This is a genomic window from Schaalia sp. JY-X159 (genome assembly GCF_014525425.1).
GTDB lineage: Bacteria > Actinomycetota > Actinomycetes > Actinomycetales > Actinomycetaceae > Scrofimicrobium.
The window spans coordinates 386738-407308 of the sequence record NZ_JACEXI010000003.1; the positions used below are offsets into that span (position 1 = coordinate 386738).

Annotated in this window: 17 protein-coding genes, 1 pseudogene and 1 riboswitch; of the genes and pseudogenes, 17 read left to right on the forward strand and 1 reads right to left on the reverse strand. The window is 59.5% G+C overall.

Going from position 1 to position 20571, the window contains the following annotated elements; genetic code table 11:
* Nucleotides 1-31: 31 nt before the first annotated feature.
* The 17 genes and pseudogenes from lepA to IDL90_RS07380 all read left to right on the forward strand — a co-directional run bounded on the left by lepA (nucleotide 32) and on the right by IDL90_RS07380 (nucleotide 18408).
* Complete coding sequence (gene lepA / locus IDL90_RS07300; protein ID WP_316930304.1) at nucleotides 32-1879, forward strand: translation elongation factor 4; 1848 nt, start codon at nucleotides 32-34, stop codon at nucleotides 1877-1879.
* Nucleotides 1876-2610: a tRNA (guanosine(46)-N7)-methyltransferase TrmB gene (gene trmB, locus IDL90_RS07305; RefSeq protein WP_316930305.1), complete on the forward strand. Its 735-nt coding sequence runs from the start codon at nucleotides 1876-1878 to the stop codon at nucleotides 2608-2610. The genes lepA and trmB overlap by 4 nt, the downstream gene beginning before the upstream one ends.
* Nucleotides 2610-3785 (forward strand): radical SAM family heme chaperone HemW, encoded by a 1176-nt coding sequence (gene hemW / locus IDL90_RS07310; protein WP_187994928.1) that lies wholly within the window; start codon nucleotides 2610-2612, stop codon nucleotides 3783-3785. The genes trmB and hemW overlap by 1 nt, the downstream gene beginning before the upstream one ends.
* 109 nt (nucleotides 3786-3894) lie before the next feature.
* Entirely contained in the window at nucleotides 3895-4950 is a 1056-nt protein-coding gene (hrcA, locus tag IDL90_RS07315; protein WP_187994929.1) for a heat-inducible transcriptional repressor HrcA, read from the forward strand.
* Nucleotides 4947-6074 (forward strand): molecular chaperone DnaJ, encoded by a 1128-nt coding sequence (gene dnaJ / locus IDL90_RS07320; protein ID WP_187994930.1) that lies wholly within the window; start codon nucleotides 4947-4949, stop codon nucleotides 6072-6074. Before hrcA ends, dnaJ begins: the two co-directional genes overlap by 4 nt.
* Nucleotides 6074-6865, forward strand: coding sequence for a 16S rRNA (uracil(1498)-N(3))-methyltransferase (locus IDL90_RS07325; protein ID WP_187994931.1), 792 nt, complete (start codon nucleotides 6074-6076; stop codon nucleotides 6863-6865). Before dnaJ ends, IDL90_RS07325 begins: the two co-directional genes overlap by 1 nt.
* Nucleotides 6859-7821 (forward strand): PhoH family protein, encoded by a 963-nt coding sequence (locus IDL90_RS07330; protein WP_187994932.1) that lies wholly within the window; start codon nucleotides 6859-6861, stop codon nucleotides 7819-7821. The genes IDL90_RS07325 and IDL90_RS07330 overlap by 7 nt, the downstream gene beginning before the upstream one ends.
* On the forward strand, nucleotides 7781-8254 hold the full coding sequence (gene ybeY, locus IDL90_RS07335) for an rRNA maturation RNase YbeY (protein WP_187994933.1): 474 nt from the start codon (nucleotides 7781-7783) through the stop codon (nucleotides 8252-8254). The genes IDL90_RS07330 and ybeY overlap by 41 nt, the downstream gene beginning before the upstream one ends.
* Entirely contained in the window at nucleotides 8251-9498 is a 1248-nt protein-coding gene (locus IDL90_RS07340; RefSeq protein WP_187994934.1) for a hemolysin family protein, read from the forward strand. The genes ybeY and IDL90_RS07340 overlap by 4 nt, the downstream gene beginning before the upstream one ends.
* A gap of 16 nt (nucleotides 9499-9514) precedes the next feature.
* A pseudogene (gene era, locus IDL90_RS07345) lies at nucleotides 9515-10396 on the forward strand (GTPase Era); the annotation flags it as partial.
* A gap of 77 nt (nucleotides 10397-10473) precedes the next feature.
* Nucleotides 10474-11622, forward strand: a complete 1149-nt coding sequence (locus IDL90_RS07350; RefSeq protein WP_187994936.1) for an LssY C-terminal domain-containing protein — start codon at nucleotides 10474-10476, stop codon at nucleotides 11620-11622.
* Nucleotides 11623-11772: 150 nt separating this feature from the next.
* Complete coding sequence (gene leuA, locus IDL90_RS07355; RefSeq protein ID WP_262509098.1) at nucleotides 11773-13515, forward strand: 2-isopropylmalate synthase; 1743 nt, start codon at nucleotides 11773-11775, stop codon at nucleotides 13513-13515.
* Complete coding sequence (gene recO, locus IDL90_RS07360; RefSeq protein WP_187994937.1) at nucleotides 13516-14256, forward strand: DNA repair protein RecO; 741 nt, start codon at nucleotides 13516-13518, stop codon at nucleotides 14254-14256.
* A 90-nt stretch (nucleotides 14257-14346) separates the two neighbouring features.
* Complete coding sequence (locus tag IDL90_RS07365) at nucleotides 14347-15759, forward strand: C69 family dipeptidase (protein ID WP_182142721.1); 1413 nt, start codon at nucleotides 14347-14349, stop codon at nucleotides 15757-15759.
* 2 nt (nucleotides 15760-15761) lie between these two features.
* Nucleotides 15762-16541: an isoprenyl transferase gene (locus IDL90_RS07370; RefSeq protein ID WP_182141062.1), complete on the forward strand. Its 780-nt coding sequence runs from the start codon at nucleotides 15762-15764 to the stop codon at nucleotides 16539-16541.
* On the forward strand, nucleotides 16538-17596 hold the full coding sequence (locus IDL90_RS07375) for a GRP family sugar transporter (protein ID WP_182141061.1): 1059 nt from the start codon (nucleotides 16538-16540) through the stop codon (nucleotides 17594-17596). Before IDL90_RS07370 ends, IDL90_RS07375 begins: the two co-directional genes overlap by 4 nt.
* 134 nt (nucleotides 17597-17730) lie before the next feature.
* A riboswitch (SAM riboswitch) is annotated at nucleotides 17731-17843 on the forward strand.
* Nucleotides 17844-17886: 43 nt separating this feature from the next.
* Nucleotides 17887-18408, forward strand: coding sequence for a hypothetical protein (locus tag IDL90_RS07380; protein WP_220458724.1), 522 nt, complete (start codon nucleotides 17887-17889; stop codon nucleotides 18406-18408).
* Between the two features lie 107 nt (nucleotides 18409-18515).
* Here IDL90_RS07380 and IDL90_RS07385 read toward each other — a convergent pair whose 3' ends face one another.
* Entirely contained in the window at nucleotides 18516-20489 is a 1974-nt protein-coding gene (locus IDL90_RS07385; RefSeq protein ID WP_187994938.1) for an HNH endonuclease signature motif containing protein, read from the reverse strand.
* Nucleotides 20490-20571: the final 82 nt, after the last annotated feature.

Below are 20571 nucleotides of genomic sequence, written 5' to 3' on the forward strand. Positions count from 1 at the left end.
AGGATCTGTACAAAAGATGAGGAGATCACTGGTGAACGATGTGAAGTTCGGTAGCAACGTCCCTGGCGATACGCCTGAGGACCGTATCCGCAACTTCTCGATTATCGCTCACATCGACCATGGGAAGTCGACGCTTGCCGACCGCATGCTTGCGTTGACAGGCGTCGTTGAGTCGCGGGAAATGCGCGCCCAGTACCTGGACCGGATGGATATTGAGCGCGAACGTGGCATCACCATCAAGAGCCAGGCGGTGCGTTTGCCGTGGAGTGTTGATGGGCAGACCTATGCCCTCAACATGATTGACACCCCCGGACACGTCGACTTCACCTACGAAGTTTCACGCTCACTGGCGGCATGTGAGGGCGCAGTGCTGCTCGTCGATGCGGCACAGGGGATCGAAGCGCAGACACTCGCAAACCTCTATTTGGCGATGGAGAACGACCTCGCCATCATTCCCGTACTCAACAAGATAGACCTGCCCGGGGCGCAACCGGAGAAGTTCGCTGAAGAACTAGCATCGCTGATTGGTGTGGATCCCAGCGAAGTGTTGCGGGTTTCCGGCAAGACGGGCGAGGGCGTCGCGGAACTGCTGGACCGCATTGTTGCCGAGGTCCCGGCACCGTCTGGTGAACCAGAGGGGGCAACCAGGGCGGAAATCTTCGACTCCGTCTACGACTCCTACCGCGGGGTTGTCACCTATGTGCGCGTGGTCGACGGTCACCTTTCCAAGCGTGAACGCGTCAAGATGATGTCTACCGGTGCAACGTATGAGCTCCTTGAGCTTGGCGTGATGTCACCGGAACCGACCCCGACAGATGGTTTGGGTGCCGGCGAAGTTGGTTACCTCATCACCGGGGTCAAGGACGTGCGCAAATCGCGGGTTGGTGACACGATCACCACGGCTGTTCGCCCCGCGGACCAGCCTCTTCCCGGCTACCACAATCCACTTCCCATGGTGTTCTCGGGCATTTATCCGGTTGATGGTTCAGATTTTCCGGATCTGCGCGAAGCTCTCACCAAACTCCAGTTGAACGACGCGGCCCTCACCTTCGAGCCGGAGACCTCTGTCGCCCTCGGCTTCGGGTTCCGGTGTGGCTTCCTGGGCCTACTGCACCTGGAGATTGTGCGTGAGCGTTTGGAGAGGGAGTTCGGCCTCGACCTCATTGCCACCTCGCCGAACGTTGTCTATGAGGTGACGGCCGAGGACGGAACGAAAATCCGTGTGGATAACCCCTCAGAGTTCCCGGACGGGAAGATCTCTGAGGTTCGTGAACCAATGGTCGCGGCAACGATCCTCACACCGAACGATTTCGTGGGTTCGGTGATGGAGTTGTGCCAAGAGAGGCGCGGCACCCTCCTGGGAATGGACTATCTGTCGCCAGAACGCGTTGAACTGCGCTACAAGCTGCCGCTGGCAGAGATTGTTTTTGATTTCTTCGACCACCTCAAGTCCCGCACCCGCGGCTATGCGTCACTGGACTATCACGAGGACGGCGAGGCCGTTGCGGACTTGGTGAAGGTTGACATTCTGCTCAATACAGAACAGGTTGACGCATTCAGCGCCATCGTTCACAAGGACAATGCCTACTCGTACGGGCTGCGGATGACGAAGCGTCTCAAGGAGCTAATCCCCAGGCAGCAGTTTGAAATTCCCGTGCAGGCGGCAGTTGGCTCGCGGGTTATCAGTCGCGAAACCATCAAGGCTCTGCGCAAAGACATGCTAGCCAAGTGCTACGGCGGCGACATTTCCCGTAAGCGCAAACTTCTTGAGAAGCAAAAGGAAGGCAAGAAGCGCATGAAGGCAATCGGTCGCGTGGAAGTGCCCCAGGAGGCATTCATTGCTGCTCTGACCTCGGACGCTCCGACGGGAAAGAAGTGAGCGAAGAAGTTTTCATGGCGCGGACTAAGTCGTTCACCCGACGGATCCGCGATATGAATCCCTCTCTTGAACGCCAGTTCGCGGCTGTGCGGGACGACTACGTGATTGATGTTCCGCGCGGGATTGGGGAGACAACAGTTGCAGATGGGTATCGGCTGGATGTCGAGGGCGTTTTCGGTCGCTGTGCGCCGTTGTTTGTGGAGATAGGGCCGGGTCGTGGGGAGCAGGTTGTTGATTTCGCATCCCGCCACCCGGAGCTGGACTTCTTGGCTTTTGAGGTGTGGACGCCTGGGATTGCGCGTCTCACGGTGTCTGCTGCGGAGCGCGGAGTTTCCAATATCCGCGTCATTGAGGCCGACGCGCAGCAGGCCCTGCCAATCCTTCTTGGACCCGCTTCGGTGCGTGAGGTGTGGACGTTTTTTCCTGATCCGTGGCGCAAGGCTCGTCACCACAAACGCCGCATTGTCTCCCTTCCGTTTGCGAAGTTGGTCGCTGACCTTCTGGAGGACGGTGGTGTGTGGCGCATGGCGACGGACTGGGAGAACTATGCCGAGCAGATGCTGGAAGTGATGACGGCAGCTCCCGACTTTCAGATTGCTGATGACGAGGGCGTCCCCACCTTTTCCCCACGGTTTGAGGGGCGGGTCGAAACACACTTTGAGCAGCGCGGCAAAGAAGCCGGACGTGAGACGTGGGATATCGCTGCGGTGCGTTTGCCGCGTGGGTTGTAATGCCCCGTCAACCCGTGGGAAGTGTCTGGCCTGAGGACGGCATCCTGGAGCCGAGTGAGGGTAACAGTCCCTTTGCGGCGTATGTGCACGTGCCGTTTTGTACGGTGCGTTGTGGATACTGCGATTTCAACACTTACACCACGGGGTTTGGTGAGGGCGCGGATCTTGCAACCTATGCGGACTCCGTCATCCGCGAGATTGAGTTCAGCAGGGGCATCGTGGATCCCCGTCCACTGGAGTCTGTCTTTTTTGGGGGTGGCACACCGTCGCTTCTTGCTCCCGGTGAGATAGGGAGAATCCTCCGCGCCCTCGACGCCGCCTTCGGTATTGCCGAGGGCGCAGAGGTGACCCTGGAAGCTAACCCGGAGACCCTGGACCAAGAGGGGGCCCAAAAGTTCGCAAGTGCGGGCATCAACCGCTTTTCGATTGGCATGCAGTCGGCCGTGCCTCATGTTCTGAGAACTTTGGACCGCACTCACAACCCGGAGAATGTGCCGCGCGCCGTTGCAGCTGCGAAGGCGGCCGGCTGCCAGGTTTCTGTCGACCTCATCTATGGGGCTCCCGGCGAAACTTTGGGGGACTGGGAGGTCTCATTGCGCCAGGCGATTGGGATGCACCCAGATCACATCAGCGCCTACTCCCTAATCATCGAGGAGGGGACGAAGATGGGGAGAGAGTTGGCTGCCGGCCTCATTGCCTCACCCGATGGGGATCTGGATGCGCAGAAGTACGAGTTAGCTGATGCCCTGTTGGGGCAGGCCGGCTTCCACTGGTATGAAATCTCCAATTTCTCAACTTCGGATGCGACCCGCTCTACCCACAACCTGGCGTACTGGCGGGACTGGGATTGGTGGGGCTATGGGCCGGGAGCGCATTCCCACGTAGCGGGCCAGCGGTGGTGGAATGTTAAGCATCCCCGCGCATACGCCGGGCGTCTCCTGCAGGGAGTTTCGCCGGGTTTTGCTGGTGAGAAGCTCTCCGAGGAAGACCGGCGGGTCGAGGCCGTAATGCTGGGAATTCGCACCAGGGAGGGGATGGGCGGGTTTGCCCCCCCTGTGGTTGCGGGGCTAGTCCGCGACGGACTCCTCGATGTGTTCGAGGGCGAGCGGGCGGTGCTGACCCTGAAAGGACGCCTCCTAGCTGATTTGGTGACGCGGACGCTACTTGGCTGGTAGGCACCGAATGTGACCAGACGCTACCGTCATTTGGCGTTGAGACGGATAAGCTGGGTCTCATTAGCACTCGCCCGATACGAGTGCGGATGCTCAAGGGGAGGTGGTCGTGATGTCAACAGCGCAGCGGCGCCTCGATGTGCTTCGAGCGATTGTCATCGAGTACGTCAACACCAAGGAACCCGTCGCGTCAAAGGCGGTGGCGCAGTCTTACGTGCAGGGTGTTTCTTCTGCAACAATCCGCAATGACATGGGAGTTCTTGAGGATGAGGGTTTGATTCGTCAACCCCACACCTCTGCCGGTCGTGTTCCGACGGAGGCCGGGTACAGGATTTTTGTCGACTGCCTTGACCCCTCCGCGACCCAAGTGGCTCGCAACCGTGCACTGCTGGTTGAGCGTCTCGGGTCGGTCGAATCCCTTGAGGATGCGATTGGGCGGACCGTGCGTGTCCTCGCCGGTATCACAGGGCAGGCAGCGGTAGCCGAGTACCCCGACCTGGTTGCAGATCGAATCCGCCGCGTCGAAATGATTGACCTGGACGATGCCCGTCTTCTGGTCATAGTGGTGACGGCGGCCGGCAAAGTATTTGAGCGACGGGTTACGGTGCCCGACACCGTGATGGGCGCCGACTGGAACAGGGTTCGCGACAGTGTGAACCGGGCGGTCGAGGGCGTCTTCGCGGATGAGGTCGCGCAGGCCCTTGCTACAGCGGATGTCGAACTCGAACTGAAGGATGCCTACAGTCTGGCTGCGGGCGCGGTGCAAGAGAGTTTGCGGGCGTTGGAAACCTCGCGAATTGTCACTGCCGGGGCTGCAAATCTAGCGCGGTCCGGCGTGGATATTCGCGACGTGGCCAGCGTATTGGAAGTTCTTGAAGACCAAACTGCACTGATGCAGGTCCTTCACAGGATTCACATGGCTCCCGTCCAGGTTTCGATTGGTGCAGAGAACCTTCATGAGGGTTTGACTGACGTCTCCTTGGTCTCGGCGATGTACGCCGCCCCCACATCCAGCCACGTCGGTGTGATTGGTCCAACACGAATGGACTACGCCCGTTCGCTTGCGGCGGTAGAGGCTGTGTCGGGGTATTTGTCGCGACTACTGTTGAAACAATCTGGCGCATCAAGTGGTGTGCATGCTGATGATGGTGGAGAAGAGACCGAGTGAAGGACTATTACGAGCTGCTGGGGGTTAGTCGCACTGCGACAACCGAGGAGATTCGCCGCGCATACCGCAAGAAGGCCCGTGAGCTGCACCCTGACTATGCAGGACCAGAGTCAGAGGAAGACTTCAAGATGGTCTCCATGGCGTATGAGGTGCTATCCGATCCTCAGAAGCGTCAGCGCTATGACCTGGGTGGCGGACCCGGAATGGGGAACGGCTCTGCAGGATACGGCGGGTTCGAGGGCACGTTCCAAGACATCTTCGAGACGATGTTCGGTGGCGCGGGAGCCTTCGGGGGTGGCAGCCCGTTCGGCAGTGCACCGCAACGCGGACGCCCCGGCCAAGACATTCTGGTGGCAATCGAGATCACCCTCAAGGACGTAGTGTTTGGCACGACCAAAGAGGTGATGGTCGATTCCGCAATGGTTTGTGCAACCTGCAACGGAACTGCTGCCGCACCGGGAACATCCCCTGTCACCTGCAGCGATTGCGGCGGGAGCGGATCTGTTACACGCCTGCAAAACACGCTGCTTGGCCAGATGCGGGTCGCCGTGCCCTGCGCTAGGTGTCAGGGACAGGGGCAGACCATTGCCACGCCCTGCCCGGAATGTCACGGTGAGGGACGGGTGCAGGCAAGCCGCACAGTCTCTGTGGAGATCCCAGCAGGAGTGGAAACGGGGACACGAATCCGCTTGCGGGGAGAGGGCCAGGCTGGCACAAAGGGCGCACAGGCTGGGGATCTTTACGTTGAGATCCGTGAAGTGCCGGACCCCATGTTCTCCAGGCTAGGTTTCGACCTCAACACCTCCATTACCGTGCCGATGACCACTGCCGCACTGGGAACAGTCTTCACGCTGCAGACACTGGACGGGGAGAGGCAGGTAGAGATCCCAGCGGGGACTCAACCGGGCCAGAAGGTGACATTGAAGGGCTTGGGCATAAAGCGTCTGCGTGGCAGCGGGCGCGGTGACTTGCACGTTCACGTTGAAGTTGAAGTCCCCGCGAAGCTGGATGCTGAATCACGCTCACTTTTGGAGCAGTTGGCCGCGCTGCGTGGGGAGAGCCGTGTCGAACCAGTTGGTTCGCGGTCTGGTGGATTCTTCGACAAGCTGCGCGGAAAGCGCTGATGACCAACCCTGTTTTCTTAGTTCCTGAGGTGCGAGTGGGTTCCGGCCCACTCCAGGCGCTTGCGGATGCGGCGGCACCGGGCGTTTTCTTACTCCTTGAAGGGAGCGAGGCGCGTCACGCCCAGAAGGTGCAGCGCCTGCGGGAGGGTGAAGAACTGGACCTTGTCGATGGACGTGGAATGAGGGCTAGCGTCGTTGTCCGGAGCCGTCGCGACGAGCCAATGAGGGTGGAGGTCACGGGTGTCACCGTTGAGGAGCCGTCCTTGCCCCGGCTCGTCCTCGTTCAAGCCTTAGCAAAAGGGGGGCGGGATGAGCAGGCAGTAGAAGCCGCCACCGAGGTCGGAGTTGACACCGTGGTGCCCTGGGCGGCGTCACGGAGCGTGGTGCGTTGGGAAGGTAAGAAGGCTGAGGTTGCGCGCGAACGCTGGCAGCGAGTCGCGGCTGCCGCCGCTAAGCAGGCTCGGCGTTCCACAGTTCCGTCGGTTGAGCAAATGGAAACTTCCAGCGAACTTTCCGCAACGGTTGGGAGAATCACTGATGGGGGCGGTGTCGTCCTCATTTGCCATGAGAGTGCTTCGGCGCCATACTCGCAGGTTGTTGCGGGGCTGCTCAAAGATGTGCCGAGTGTCGCAGTGATCGTTGGACCCGAAGGCGGCATCACGGATGAAGAACTGGAAGCGTTGACGGACGCGGGTGGAAGAATCGTCCAGCTCGGTTCCACGGTGATGCGCACTTCCACTGCGGGACCTGCGGCCCTGGTTGCGCTGAACCTATCACTTGGCAGATGGTAGAGGCTATGGACTTAGTGTCACAGAGCATTCGGATCCCCGACGAGGTCGATCACATCGACGTTATGGGTACTTCCGACCAGTTTCTCCGACTTCTCGAGAAGGGTTTCCCAGCAACGCGCCTGTCAGTTTCTGGTAGGAGCGTGCAACTGCAGGGACCCGCGGATGAGGTCCCTCTGGTGGCGGGGGTCGTGGAAGAGATGATTGCTGCAGCCGTGGAAGGCGCCCCGCTTGATGGCAACACGATTGCTGAAGCCGTGCAGATTCTCCGCTCCCCGGAACGACCGAAGCCCCTGCTCACAGCAGGCGGCAAGTATGTGCGTGCGAAAACTCCCGGTCAGCAGCGATACCTGGATGATTTGGAGTCTCACCAGATCACGTTCGGTATTGGGCCCGCGGGGACTGGGAAAACCTACCTGGCGATGGCAAAAGCAGTTGAGGCGTTGCTTTCTGGAGCGGTGCGCCGCCTCATCCTGACACGGCCAGCGGTCGAGGCCGGTGAGAACTTGGGTTACCTTCCCGGTTCGCTCACAGACAAGATTGACCCTTACCTGAGGCCGCTCTATGACGCGCTCCAGGACCTTCTTGAGGAGGGGGCACTGCGCCGCTTGATGGAAGCTGGTGCCATTGAGGTTGCGCCACTTGCTTACATGCGAGGGCGGACGCTCAATGATGCCTTCATCATCTTGGATGAGGCGCAGAACACGACGACAGCGCAGATGAAGATGCTGCTGACAAGGCTGGGTCATGGGTCAAAACTGGCTGTTACCGGTGACGTTACCCAGGTGGATCTTGGGCGCGGACAACGCTCGGGGCTGACGCATGCTGAAGAGGTTCTGAAGAATGTTGAAGGATTGGCGTTCTGCTATCTCACCAGCGCGGATGTGGTGAGGACGCGGATCGTTGCTGACATTGTGGATGCATACGAAGACTGGGAGCTCGGGCGTGACAGTAATTAATGAAACAGACTACGAAATCGACCTGGCTGAGTTTGCCGAGTTGGCGGACTACGTCCTGACACAAATGCACGTTTCAACAGACTCGGAGCTTACCGTCCTTTTCATCGAAGAGGAACCGATGGCTGACCTGCACGTTCGGTGGTTGGACTTAGAGGGCCCCACGGATGTCATGAGTTTCCCCATGGATGAACTACGCCCCGGCCGACCGGATGCGGTGACCCCGCAGGGCACCCTCGGCGACATCTGCATTTGCCCCAGCGTTGCGCAGAAGCAGGCACTGGCGGCAGGTCATTCGATGGTTGAAGAGATGCTCCTGCTGCAGACCCACGGGATCCTGCACCTCCTGGGATACGATCATGCCGAACCAGAGGATGAAGAGGTCATGTTTGCGTTGCAACGTCACCTGCTGCTGACATTCCTCGCGCAGAGATGAACCTGCCCGCAGCCGTTGCGGTTTCCCTTGCGATCTTTGGGGTTTTCGCCCTGTTTTTGGGGGCGTGGTTTGCCGCGGTTGATACAGCCATTTCACGTATGACCATTGCGTATGCAGAGGACTTGGTGGAGCAGCAGCGTAAAGGCTCGCACACTCTACGTCAGGCGGTGCGTGAGAGGCGTGAGGTCGGTTCGTCTTTGGCGTCGGCCCGTGTCCTCTCGACGACCGTCGGCATCGTTTCCCTCACGTTTGTTCTGATCAACGAGTTTTGGGATCTTGACTGGAAGTGGTGGTTGACCCTCGCTGTTACGCTCGCGATTGTGGCGGCGGTGCAGCTCGTCGCCCTCGGCTTTTCCACGCAACTCAATGCGGGGTCCCGCTATGTCAAAGTGGCGCTGGTTGGTTCAAAGTCGGCGCTAGGTATTCTTACCAGGCGCGACCACGTGGACGTGGTGCCAGAAGCAAGACTCGCGATGGTGGATGAGTTGCGCGAGCTTCTCGATGAGGTTTCTGAGGATGGTGAGCCGGCCCCGCTCGAGGAGGTGGACCGCAAGATTCTGCGTTCAGTCTTTGAGTTGGGGCAGACACGCGTGGGGGAGCTAATGGTGCCCCGCGCTGAGATGGTGACGATCAGGGGGGACGAGGACGGTCACGCAGCCTTCGAACTGTTCGTTACCTCCGGCTTCTCCCGAATGCCGGTCATCGGAAAGACTCTTGATGACGTGCAGGGTGTCCTTTACATGAAGGACTTGGCGCGACGCTCCCTTAAGGGGCCCGATGCTTTGGACATCGAGGTAAGAGACATTGCGCGCGCGGCGGCATTCGTTCCAGAGATGAAACTTGCAGATGATGAGCTACGTGTTATGCAGGCGAACAACACCCACCTCGCGTTGGTAGTTGATGAGTACGGTGGGATTGCGGGTCTCGTCACCGCGGAGGATATCCTTGAGGAGCTTGTTGGCGAACTGACGGATGAACATGACGTTGATGTGGGTAGTCCCGAAGAGGTTGAGCCGGGAGTGTGGCTGATTCCGTCCTCGTACCCGATCGACGATCTTGAGGAGCTTTTGGACGTCGAGTTTGACGAGGATGACCTGTACTCGGCGGGCGGTCTGCTCACGAAGGCGATTGGCAGAGTGCCGCTCCCTGGTGACAGTGCGGAAGTCAACGGTGTACTAATTGAGGCCGGTGAACAGACCGGAAGACGCAAGCGGGTGTTGAGCGTTTATGTGCGGCGTGGGTGAAGGGGAAGAAATGAGCGAGTTCCGGGCGGGTTTTGTCGCGATCGTGGGGCGTCCCAACGTGGGAAAGTCAACGCTGACCAACGCTCTTGTGGGGCACAAAGTCGCCATCACCTCAATGAGACCAGAGACGACGCGCCACAACATTCGTGGCATTGTGCAGGCCCCACACGGGCAACTGGTTGTGGTTGATACCCCGGGGTTTCACCGTCCTCGGACACTTCTTGGCCGACGCCTCAACGAAATGGTGCAAGAGGCACTTATCGACGTTGATGCCGTGGTGGTGTGTTTTCCCGCGGACCAAAAGGTTGGTCCCGGCGATCGGTTCATCACCAGTGAGGCGACTCGCGGCGGGGCAACCAAGATAGCTGTGGTCACCAAGATCGACCAGGTCAGCAAGGACAGGCTTGCAGAGCACCTACTGGCCGTAAGTGAGCTGGACTCGTGGTCGGCAATCGTCCCGGTTAGTGCCAAGACCGGAGAGAATATGGAGCGTCTCACCGAGGTGCTGGTTTCTGAAATGCCCGTTTCACCGCCGCTTTATCCCGAAGATGAGATCACCGAGGAGACGGAAGAGACCCTAATTTCCGAGTTTGTCCGTGAAGCCGCCCTCGAAGGTGTGCACCACGAACTGCCGCACTCCGTGGCCGTCCAGGTAACGGAGTTGATCGAACGGAAAAAGGCGGGTGTCCTGGATGTTCACGTCACGATTTACGTGGAACGGGACAGTCAGAAGGCAATCATTATTGGTAAGGGTGGGTCCCGTCTCAAGCAGATCGGGACAACGGCGCGCAAGGAAATAGAGGCCCTGCTGGGGCGTCGAATCTACCTGCACATTCACGTTACGGTTGCGAAGAACTGGCAGACAGACCCGAAGATTCTCCAGAGGTTCGGTTTCTAGTGTTACGCAAGAAACTGGTCACATACGTCAACACCTTCTTCTTCCTCTTTGCCGGGTTTGCGGCACTTTGACTTGTGGTGCTCGCGGTCGTAGACACGCGAGGACGGCAGTGGGAAATCGCGGTGTATGCGGTGGTGGCGTGGGCTGTGATTGCCTACGTGTTCCTTCCCCGCCTCTACAAGCTCATGACGGCAGTGTTTCTACCCGACTACTTCATCGGGAGGGCGAGGACGAGTTCAGGTCTGCTTGGCGATGTTGTCAACATGGCGTGGGATGGTCCCGAAGACAACATTCACAGCGCAATGCAGGCCGCGGGCTGGACGCTGGCAACCCCGATCACACTGGGTTCAGCGCTGGGGATTATCCGCTCCGTGTTGACTCGTTCGCCGGACCCTGACGCGCCCATATCGCCTCTCTTCCTGTTCGGTCGAAAGCAAGACTTTGCCTACCAGAAAGAGGTTGGCGGCAGCGCAAACCAGCGCCACCACATCCGTTTTTGGAAGTGTCCTCCGCACTGGCCCCTGCCAGGTGGAACTGAAGTTGACTGGCTCGCCGGAGCCGCTTTTGATACAGGAGTGCGCCTGTCTTCATTCACGTTGCAGGTTACGCACGCGATCTCAGGTGATATCGACAAGGAACGTGACTTCACGATCTCCTCGGTGAAAGGCGTTGATCCGGGCCTCAAAGTTACGTGGATTGAGAAGTTCTCTACCGCATTCCACGCACGCAATGGCGGCGGCGACATGGTTCACACCGATGGGAATCTTCCCATCGTCGATGTAGAAACCTTGCCTGCCTCAATCCCGCAGGTGCATCTGAATACTCCCAAGCCCCCACCAGCAAAGACCTTGAAGCAGAAACTCGCGCAGACCAAGCGGCCAGTAACCATCTACGCCGCCACCTTCTTCATCATGGTCTCGATACTGCTTACCGCGCGCGACCTCATTGCGGGAACAACCATAAGTCCGGTGCTTTCGTGGGTTGCCATCGGTGTACTCGTTCTACTCTGGCCAGCCCTCTACTACGGGGCGGCACCAGCCCGGTGGCTCCTGATGGTGCTCTTCGGTGTGGACGTCCTCGTTCACCTAGTTGCATGGTTCCAAGCCGGCATTTCTTCAACAGGAGTCGCCCACGTCGCGGTGGCAACCATCATGCTGGTGATCCTCTCATCTGACTCGGTTACAGACTTCACGGCCACGATCAGCAGCTGGTGCAGGGCCAAATGATGAATGTTGGTTGCGGAAACAACACGGAGGGTTGTAGATTGCGATCGTGACTAGCCTGCTACTTAGCTGCCGCGGTGAAGCCTGATCCAGATCGGAAGGCACACCGCGGAGTTTGGCGTTCCGGTCAGCAACGGATACAAAGGCAGACAAATGATCACAAACGGTCCCGCTAACTTACAGCAAAACTCTTCCATGCCGGTCGCGAAGTACCGGCCATTCCTCCAGACGAATCCGCCCCACCTCACCTACCGGAAGTGGCCGGATAAGCAGATTGTTAGGGCTCCTCGCTGGCTCACCACCGACCTTCGTGACGGTAACCAGTCCCTGGTGGAGCCGATGGACCCAGCGCGCAAACGCCTCATGTTCGACCTGCTGGTTCGCATGGGGTACAAAGAGATCGAGATTGGGTTCCCCGCAGCATCCCAAACGGATTTTGACTTTGTGCGCTCCCTGGTGGAGACGGGTGCAGTCCCCGACGATGTGACAGTTTCCGTCCTCACCCAATCCCGCCCGGAGATCATCACCAGAACGGTGGAATCCCTGGTTGGCCTGAAGCGCGCAACCGTGCACCTCTACAATGCGACATCACCCATGTTCCGCGACGTGGTCTTCCGCAATAGCAAGGAAGAAACCATAGCGCTTGCGGTTGAGGGAACGCGGCACGTCATGGCTGCAGCAGAGAAGATTCTCGGTGACCAAACAGTGTTCGGCTACGAGTACTCTCCGGAGATCTTCATTGACACTGAACCGCAGTTCGCCCTCGACATCTGCGAGGCCGTCATGGATGTCTGGCAGCCGGGACCTGACCGAGAGATCATCCTGAACCTGCCAGCAACCATCGAACGTTCCACCCCGAACGTCTACGCGGACCAGGTGGAGTGGATGTCGACTAACCTGTCGCGGCGCGAGTTCATCACGCTGTCCGTGCACCCACACAACGACCGTGGCACTGCGGTGGCGTCAGCGGAACTCGCCATGCTTGCCGGGGCTGACCGAGTGGAAGGCTGTCTTTTCGGCCACGGTGAACGAACGGGTAACGTCGACCTCGTGACGTTGGCGCTGAACCTTTACACGCAAGGTGTCAATCCGCAGGTGGACCTGTCCGACATCGACGATGTCCGGCGAACCGTTGAGTACTGCACCGGTATGGGAGTTCACGACCGCGCGCCGTATGCGGGTGACCTTGTGTACACGTCCTTCTCGGGTTCGCACCAGGACGCAATCCGCAAGGGATTCGCAGTCCGTGCCGCCAAGGTGGATGAGCAGGGCTCAGACGTGTACTGGGAGATCCCCTACTTGCCTGTTGACCCTCATGACGTAGGCCGGTCGTACGAGGCCGTTGTGCGCGTGAACTCGCAGTCCGGGAAGGGCGGCGTCGCCTTCCTCATGTCGTCCGCGCATTCCCTGGAGTTGCCGCGGCGCCTGCAGATCGAGTTTTCACGAATCGTCCAGGCTGAAACTGAGGAGAGGGGCGGCGAGATTGACGCCGCGACGTTGTGGCAGTTCTTCGCTGATGCCTACCTGCCCAATGATGCCGCAGAGGACTTAAAGCCGTGGGGGAGATTCGTCCTCGGCCGTTCCTCAGTGACTTCGGATGACTCCGGGGCTCAGTTGCAGGCTGAACTGTTTGATCGGGGAAGCCAGCTGATCATGACGTCAACGGGCAACGGGCCGGTTGACGCATTCGTGAAGGGGCTCGAGAACCTCGGCTACGACCTGAGGATCCTTGATTACTCAGAACACGCGATGAGTTCCGGGCATGGTGCGAATGCAGCTGCATACATTGAGGCAATCGTTGATGGCCGAACGGTGTGGGGTGTCGGCATTGACTCGTCCATTGCCCGGGCGTCGTACAAGGCAATCATCTCGGCGCTGAACAGGGCCCTGCGCTGAATGCAGCGAACTTTCCGTGATAGGGCGTTCGTTTTACGTGCCTACAAACTGGGAGAAGCAGACCGAATCCTGGTGATGCTGGGGGAGAAGAGCGGGCAGTTCCGGGTTGTTGCTAAGGGAATCCGGCGCACTTCCTCTAAGTTTGGGGCGCGGCTGCAATCCTTCAACCTTGTCGATGTCCAGTTCTATCGAGGCCGCAGTGAGCTTGCCACCCTGACGCAGGCGGAGACGATCAGTGCGTACTCGGTGGATATCGCTCAGAGTTACGGAAGTTTCACGAATGCGAAGCTCATTGTGGAGGCGGCTCAGCGAATAACTGAGGGGCAAGAGCTGCCGTCACCGGAGCAGTTCGCCCTGCTTCACGGCGCCCTGCACGCCATGGCTTCCGGAACTAAACCACCGGCCCTAGTTGCAGCGTCATACTTGTTGCGGCTCGCAAGTATTGAGGGATGGCAGCCGACCCTGGACAGGTGCGCCCACTGCGATACCCAAGGATGGTTTTCACACTTTTCGGCGGGTAGCGGCGGCAGTGTCTGTGACGACTGCGCAGGCGCGGATGCACTACGTGTTGAACCCGGTGCGCTCAGACTCATGGACATGCTGCTCCGGGCTGATTGGCAGGCCGCCCTCGCACAGGAAAGTGAGCACTGGGGTGAGGCGTTGGATGTGTCGGGGGCGTGGGTGCAGTGGCAGTTGGAGCAGCGTCTGCGCGCACTCCCATTTGCAAGCATCGTGGACTGAAGCGTGGCGGCGGCCTTGCCCCGCGCTGCGGTGCCCGTTCATTTGCCCCGACCCGCTGGGCTTAACATTGAGGTGACAGAGGAGGTTCTCGTGGGGTGCACGACGATTTTGGTGGGTAAAGACGCAAGCTATGATGGCTCGCCTCTGGTGGCGCGGAATGAGGACTCACCCAACGGTGAGTTCCACCCGAAGAAGATCATTGTTGTAAAGCCCGGTGACCAGCCCCGCGAGTACACAAGCGTCATCTCAAAGGTGACCGTCCCGCTCCCAGACGACCCGATGCGTTACACGGCCGCCCCGAACGCCATCCCTGATCAGGGGATTTGGGCCCAGGCTGGGATTAACTCGGCCAACGTAGCGATGAGCGCAACTGAGACGCTCACCAGCAACGAGCGCGTCCTCGGCGCCGACCCGCTGGTCTCGGGTGGCATTGGCGAAGAGGACTTCGTAACCCTGGTGCTCCCGTACATTCATTCGGCGCGTGAGGGTGTTGTTCGTCTTGGTGCGCTGCTGGAGCAGTACGGCACGTATGAGATGAACGGCGTCGCCTTTGCGGATGCGGATGAGATCTGGTGGCTTGAAACCGTTGGAGGTCACCACTGGATCGCGCGCCGCGTCCCCGACGACGTCTATGTGACGATGCCTAACCAGCTGGGCATTGACAGTTTCGATGTGGAGGACGCCCTCGGTGAAGGCCGCGAGTACCTGGCGTCTTCTGACTTGCGAGATTTCATCGCGGACAACTGGCTAGACCTCTCCATTGATGGGAACCTGAACCCGCGGGACGCATTCGGCTCACACTCGGATGCCGACCACGTTTACAACACTCCTCGCGCCTGGTTCATGCAGCGCATCTTGAATCCCAACAGTACGGAGTACGCACCGACCTCGGACGATATTCCATGGTGCCGGCACCCAGAACGCAAAATCACCATTGAAGATATCAAGTATGTATTGAGCTCGCACTACCAGGGCACCCCATATGACCCGTATGCGGGCACCGATGAGCAGGCGAGACTATTCCGCCCGATTGGGATCAATCGGCATAGTCAACTTTCTATCCTGCAGGTAAGGCCAAAATCGTCCCGTTCGATACAGTGGATCGCATTTGCTTCCAACCCTTTCAACACGCTGATTCCCCTCTACACTAACGTTGAGAAAATGCCCGACTATGTCTCTGACACGACAGGCCGAGTAACAACGGAGAACTTCTACTGGGCCAGCCGCATCCTCGCTGCATTGGCAGACGCCCAGTTTTCTGCGGCGCTACCTGAGATTGAGAGCTACCAGCAGGCCACGCTTGCTGCAGGCCACGAAAACCTCGCAAAAACTGATGCTGAGGCACGTATCCTCGTCGACAGTGCATCGGTAGGTGGCCTTCTCGAGGCCGCCAATGAGGCGATCACAACCACGGTCAAAGAGGCAACCGAGGCGGTGCTCGACAAGGTTCTCCTGATTGTCAGCAACGGCATGAAGAACAGCTTCTCCAGGTCGGATGGTTAGACATGGCACTTGATGCGCCAGGTGCTGGTCGCACCGTTGTCCCGCCCCATCTTTTAGGCCACGTCCCCGAACATGTCGCGGTGATCATGGATGGCAATGGGCGTTGGGCGAATGCAAGGGGCCTGCCCAGGACCGAAGGGCACCGAGCCGGTGAGCTTGCACTAATGGACACCGTCGCGGGCGCTGTCGAGGCTGGCGTCAAGTACCTCTCGATGTACGCGTTCTCTACGGAGAACTGGAAGCGTTCGCCCGAGGAGGTCCGTTTCCTTATGGGGTACTCACGGGATGTGATACGTAAGCACACGGACCGCCTCGACGAATGGGGCGTGCGGGTCCGTTGGGTCGGACGAAGACCACGTCTTTGGAAGTCTGTCCTCAAAGAGCTACGGGTTGCCGAAGAGCGAACCAAGAACAACACCAAGACGGAACTGCTTCTGTGTATCAACTATGGGGGGAGAGCCGAAATCACAGACGCCGCCCGGGCGCTTGCGGAAGAAGTTGCTGCTGGAACTCGCAAGGCTTCCTCTATCAGGGAAGCCGATCTGGCGTCGCACCTGTACGCCGCGCAGGCCCCAGACGTCGACCTGTTGATACGCACGTCGGGCGAGTCAAGGATTTCTAACTTCTTGCTTTGGCAGCTGGCTTACGCCGAACTAGATTTCGTGCCGCAGGCGTGGCCGGAGTTTGGGCGGGAACAGCTTTGGGAGCGTCTGATCGCCTACCGGGAACGCGAGAGACGCTACGGCGGAGCGGTTGACGCCGTTGCCGGTAGCAACCAATGAGCTTTGCGATTGGGCTCTTACCCGCGCTGCTATTTGGGTCTTCAAGTGTCCTGCTGATGAAGCTCGGCGGGGACAGCCGACAGCAGACCATGGGGCAGTTTCTTGGCGCCTTGGCAGTGGCGATAGTTTTGGCGCTCAGCGTGGGAGTGGACACGAACCCCGCTGTTCTTCTCACCGCCTTTGTTGCGGGTGCAGTGCTTGGTGTGGGGATGAATCTGCAGATTATTTCCTTTCACTATCTGGGTGTCTCACGTGTCATGCCGCTCACGACGGGCGGTCAGCTGATCGGGGTGGCGGTTCTTGGTATTGCCCTGTTCGGAGAGTGGGTCGGATCGGCGGCGCTGCCGGTGGGAATCGCGGCGTTGGCGTCAATACTGGTGGGGGTATTTCTTGCGGGCTGGAGCGAGCCCGACCCTCTCACCGTGTCCGCTCCCGCGGATCCCGCTCGGGTCGCTCCCGCAGATTCTGCTCGGGTCACGTCTGCTCCGCTCGCTCCCGCAGATCCCGCTCCCGCGGATCCCGCTCCTGCAGATCCCGCTCCTGCACCCGCTTCCGCTCCTGCTTCTGCTTCCGCTCCTGCTTCTGCTTCCGCTTCCGCTCCTGCTTCCGCTTCCGTGCGAACCGGAATGGTCATCATGGCCATTTCTACGTTGTTCTTGATTGCATTTCCTACCCTCACGAGGTTGTGGTCGATTGATCCGATGACGTCGCTGTTGCCGGAGGCGATTGGTTTCGTGGTGGTGGGTGTGATCGCCACATCCCCGCGACGAGGCATGCCAGATACGCGTTGGAGTCGCCCTACCGTTGGCGCCTTGCTCCCGGGGGTCCTGTGGGGCACGGGGTTGATCGTGCTGCAGTACTCAATAAATGTGCTCGGGGTGGCTGTGGGATTTGCACTTTCGCAGTTAACGGTGGTGGTTGCGACTTTTGGGGGCATCTGGATTCTCCAAGAGAAGAAGACACGCAAAGAGATGCGCGTGACCATGTTGGGAATGCTGTTTCTGGTCGGCGGTGCGATGCTGCTCGGATACGCGAACGCACTAGACGGAATCTAGCCACACTGGCGGCGTGACATACTCAGCGCCTCCTGCTTGACGGTGGCCTGCTGCTTCCCGCTGCTCGTTCGGCGAGGGTGCTTAGGGTCAGCCCCACGACAATGTGTCGTGCGACCGTGCTACGGTTCTTGCAGGTTCAAGAGTTGTAGCTTTCAGTACCTGGCTGGCTGCACGGCAACCCTCTGCGTCGAGCGGGGTGCCCCAGGGGAAGAACCGGCGTGAACAACCGTTCATGCAAGTCGAGGGGGGCCCAGGCGTGCGCGTGTTGGGCTCCGGTAAGGATTGTTCCCATGCCTGTTTTCCAGATTGCCGTCGCTGATGGGGGAGTAGAGGACTTCGAGACCACGGACGGGTGGGGTGAAGTGCCTGAAGTGGATCGGCCCGTGTGGTCTCGCTATATGCTCGACCATTGCCCTTGGTTTCCCGGGGCGACCATTGTGTCCTTTATTGCGTCTGGCGTAGTCAACGGCGGCTCCCGCGTCCCTGAGGTTTGGAAGGAGACGGCCGCGGAGCTGCACAGCGGCGGCTTTACTCCGCTCCAGTACTACCTACTTGCGCAGTTGTTGTCGGATAAGCGCAGGAGGAACGAGCTTGATGAGGCCACTCATGGGCATCTTTTCAAGCAGTGGTATGAGGAAGGGTTCCCAGCTTTTCAACTTGATGCCGAAGCCTGGAAGCCCTGGCTTGAGCGACTTGTGCGAGCACAGTCGCCGCGTCGCGCCCTCGACCATATGCTCTTCGGGCCGGACCTGCCGGCACTGGGTATGGTGATGTCGCTCTCCGGAGAGCTGGCCCGGGTCGTTTCCGACTGACGGTTGCACTCAAGGGGGCTTGGGCGGCCTAGGGTTTTCTCTTTCAGCAAGGCCCCCAGTCTAAGAGGGCCCACTATCCGAAATCCCTTGGCTGCCCAGGCGTTCGGTTAGGCGGCGTGGTTCCACAGTGTTGGTGGCGTCCCATTTTGGCTGCCTGGTGGCGCGCCTTGTTGGCCTGGCTCCCTACTGTGTTGGTTTGGTGGCGGACCGGTTTCGTCGGGGGCTGCGCTGTGTCTGTCTGGTGGCGCGCTGGTTTGGTTTGGTGGCTTGTTTTGGGGTGGGAGGACGCGTGTGGTTGGTTGCCATTTTTGTGTGGGGTCTTTCCAGTGGGGTGGTTTGATTTGGGGTGTCCCGTTTTTCATTTGGATGTTCCAGGGGCCGTGTTCGATGTGGCGGTGGTGTCCGTGGCAGAGGAGGACGCCGTTGTCGGTGTGGGTTTTGCCGCCTTGGGCGTGGGGGGTGACGTGGTGGACTTCGCACCATTGGGCGGGGGTGTCGCAGCCGGGGATGATGCAGCCGCCGTCGCGGGCGAGGATGACGCGTTTTTGGTGGTTGGTGAAGACTCTTTGGGTGTTGCCTAGTTCGGTGATTTTGCCTTGGGGGTCGGTGGCGTAGAACTGGATGGCTCCGGTGCAGGCGGCGTGTTCGATGGCGAGGTTGGAGATGGTGAGGGGGCCTTGATTGGTGTGGATGAGGCCGGGGCGCCGGTTTTGTAGGGCTTGGCGGCTGGTTTGCATCATGACTACGGTGCCTGATCCGCCGAGGAGGGGTGTGCCTGGTTGACCGGTTTTGATGAGGTTGGTGGTGTGGGTGGCGGCGCTGGAGGCAACTGTGATGATGGAGGCGAAAGCGTCGTGGCGTTTTTGTGCGGGGCTGCGCTGATCCCAAACCCCACCAGCATTGTCATTACTGTTGCTGGCCGGGTCGCCACTGTTGTTGTGGGCCGGGTCGCCACTGTTGCTGGAGTGGTTACCGGCGCTACTGGTGTTGTCACTGTTGGTGGGGTCCCAGTGGTGGCGTGTTCTGGGGGAGGTGATGGTGTTGAGCATGGTTTCTAGGTGGGCGGCGATTTCTGGGGTGAGGTTGGCGCGTAGGGGGATGAGTCCGTGTGCTTCTTGGCCGATGGTGAGGAAACGTTTACTGGTGGTGTGGTAGTCGGCTTGGATGCTTTGGCGGGGGTCCCAGAGGTCGGCTGCTTGGCTGCAGGCGCGACGTATTTCATCTAGGTGAGCGCCACTGAAACCAGTCGTGGGAGTTCCACCAAACCCAGCGCCCAAACCAGTATCAGTTCCAGCGCCAGTGGCGGCGTCAGTGTCGGTGCCGGTGGTTGTAGGGGTGTTTCTGGTAGGGACATTGTTGTTGTGGAGGTGTTGGGCAACATCGTGGTAGTTGCGTTTGTCACCTGGTAGGCCGAGGGCGGTTCCGACTAGTTGGCCTTCCATGTCCCCGGTGTGGGTGCCACCGCGTTTGTCATGTTGGGTCAGGGTGTCAACAATGCGGAGGGCGCCTGCTTCACTAAGACCCCCAGTTTCAAGGGCGGAGGCTACTAACTCAAATGTTGCACCACGCCCCGGAACACCGCCACTGCCGCTGCCGGGGTCACTGCCAACCTCAGGGCCCCTGCCACTGCCAGCAGCGTTGCTAGCGAGGTCATTGCAGCTGCCAGGGTCAGTGGAGGGATATGTTTGCGGCAGGGTTGCTTCGGCAAGGCGAAGGCGGGCGCGGGCCTCGGTAATACTGCAACCGGTTAGGTCCCGTACCAGTGCAGCGCCCCCGGTGAATCCGGCCATGGCCCCACCATGGAGGGCCCCACTCTTCAAACGTTGATCTAGAACTCCCGCACACCCGGTACCAATGGCTTGCAAGCGCTTGACCAACACGGCAGTAATCTGGGCTAACTCCAAAACCTGCGAGTTGGGCGCCCCCATGATGTCAGTGATCGCCGGTAAACCGGCTCCCACCGCGGCCAAATCGGTAATGACCCCAACCAAACCCGCCGGAACGTCCGCTGCAGGTCCGGCCGAAAAGCTGGCCGCCGGGATCGCCCTGCCCTCAACGATGCCCTCTATAGGACTGGTCAAGATCATCACCTCCTCATAAGTAGGACCGAACAAGTAGAACACCTGTTCGATAAACCAACCCTACGAGCACCCTCCGACACCA

Coding starts and splice junctions, on each gene's coding strand:
- hemW (WP_187994928.1), top strand. CDS start 2,610: ATGCCCCGTCAACCCGTGGGAAGTGTCTGGCCTGAGGACGGCATCCTG.
- hrcA (WP_187994929.1), top strand. CDS start 3,895: ATGTCAACAGCGCAGCGGCGCCTCGATGTGCTTCGAGCGATTGTCATC.
- IDL90_RS07325 (WP_187994931.1), top strand. CDS start 6,074: ATGACCAACCCTGTTTTCTTAGTTCCTGAGGTGCGAGTGGGTTCCGGC.
- IDL90_RS07330 (WP_187994932.1), top strand. CDS start 6,859: ATGGTAGAGGCTATGGACTTAGTGTCACAGAGCATTCGGATCCCCGAC.
- ybeY (WP_187994933.1), top strand. CDS start 7,781: ATGCATACGAAGACTGGGAGCTCGGGCGTGACAGTAATTAATGAAACA.
- IDL90_RS07340 (WP_187994934.1), top strand. CDS start 8,251: ATGAACCTGCCCGCAGCCGTTGCGGTTTCCCTTGCGATCTTTGGGGTT.
- leuA (WP_262509098.1), top strand. CDS start 11,773: ATGATCACAAACGGTCCCGCTAACTTACAGCAAAACTCTTCCATGCCG.
- recO (WP_187994937.1), top strand. CDS start 13,516: ATGCAGCGAACTTTCCGTGATAGGGCGTTCGTTTTACGTGCCTACAAA.
- IDL90_RS07370 (WP_182141062.1), top strand. CDS start 15,762: ATGGCACTTGATGCGCCAGGTGCTGGTCGCACCGTTGTCCCGCCCCAT.
- IDL90_RS07375 (WP_182141061.1), top strand. CDS start 16,538: ATGAGCTTTGCGATTGGGCTCTTACCCGCGCTGCTATTTGGGTCTTCA.
- IDL90_RS07380 (WP_220458724.1), top strand. CDS start 17,887: ATGCCTGTTTTCCAGATTGCCGTCGCTGATGGGGGAGTAGAGGACTTC.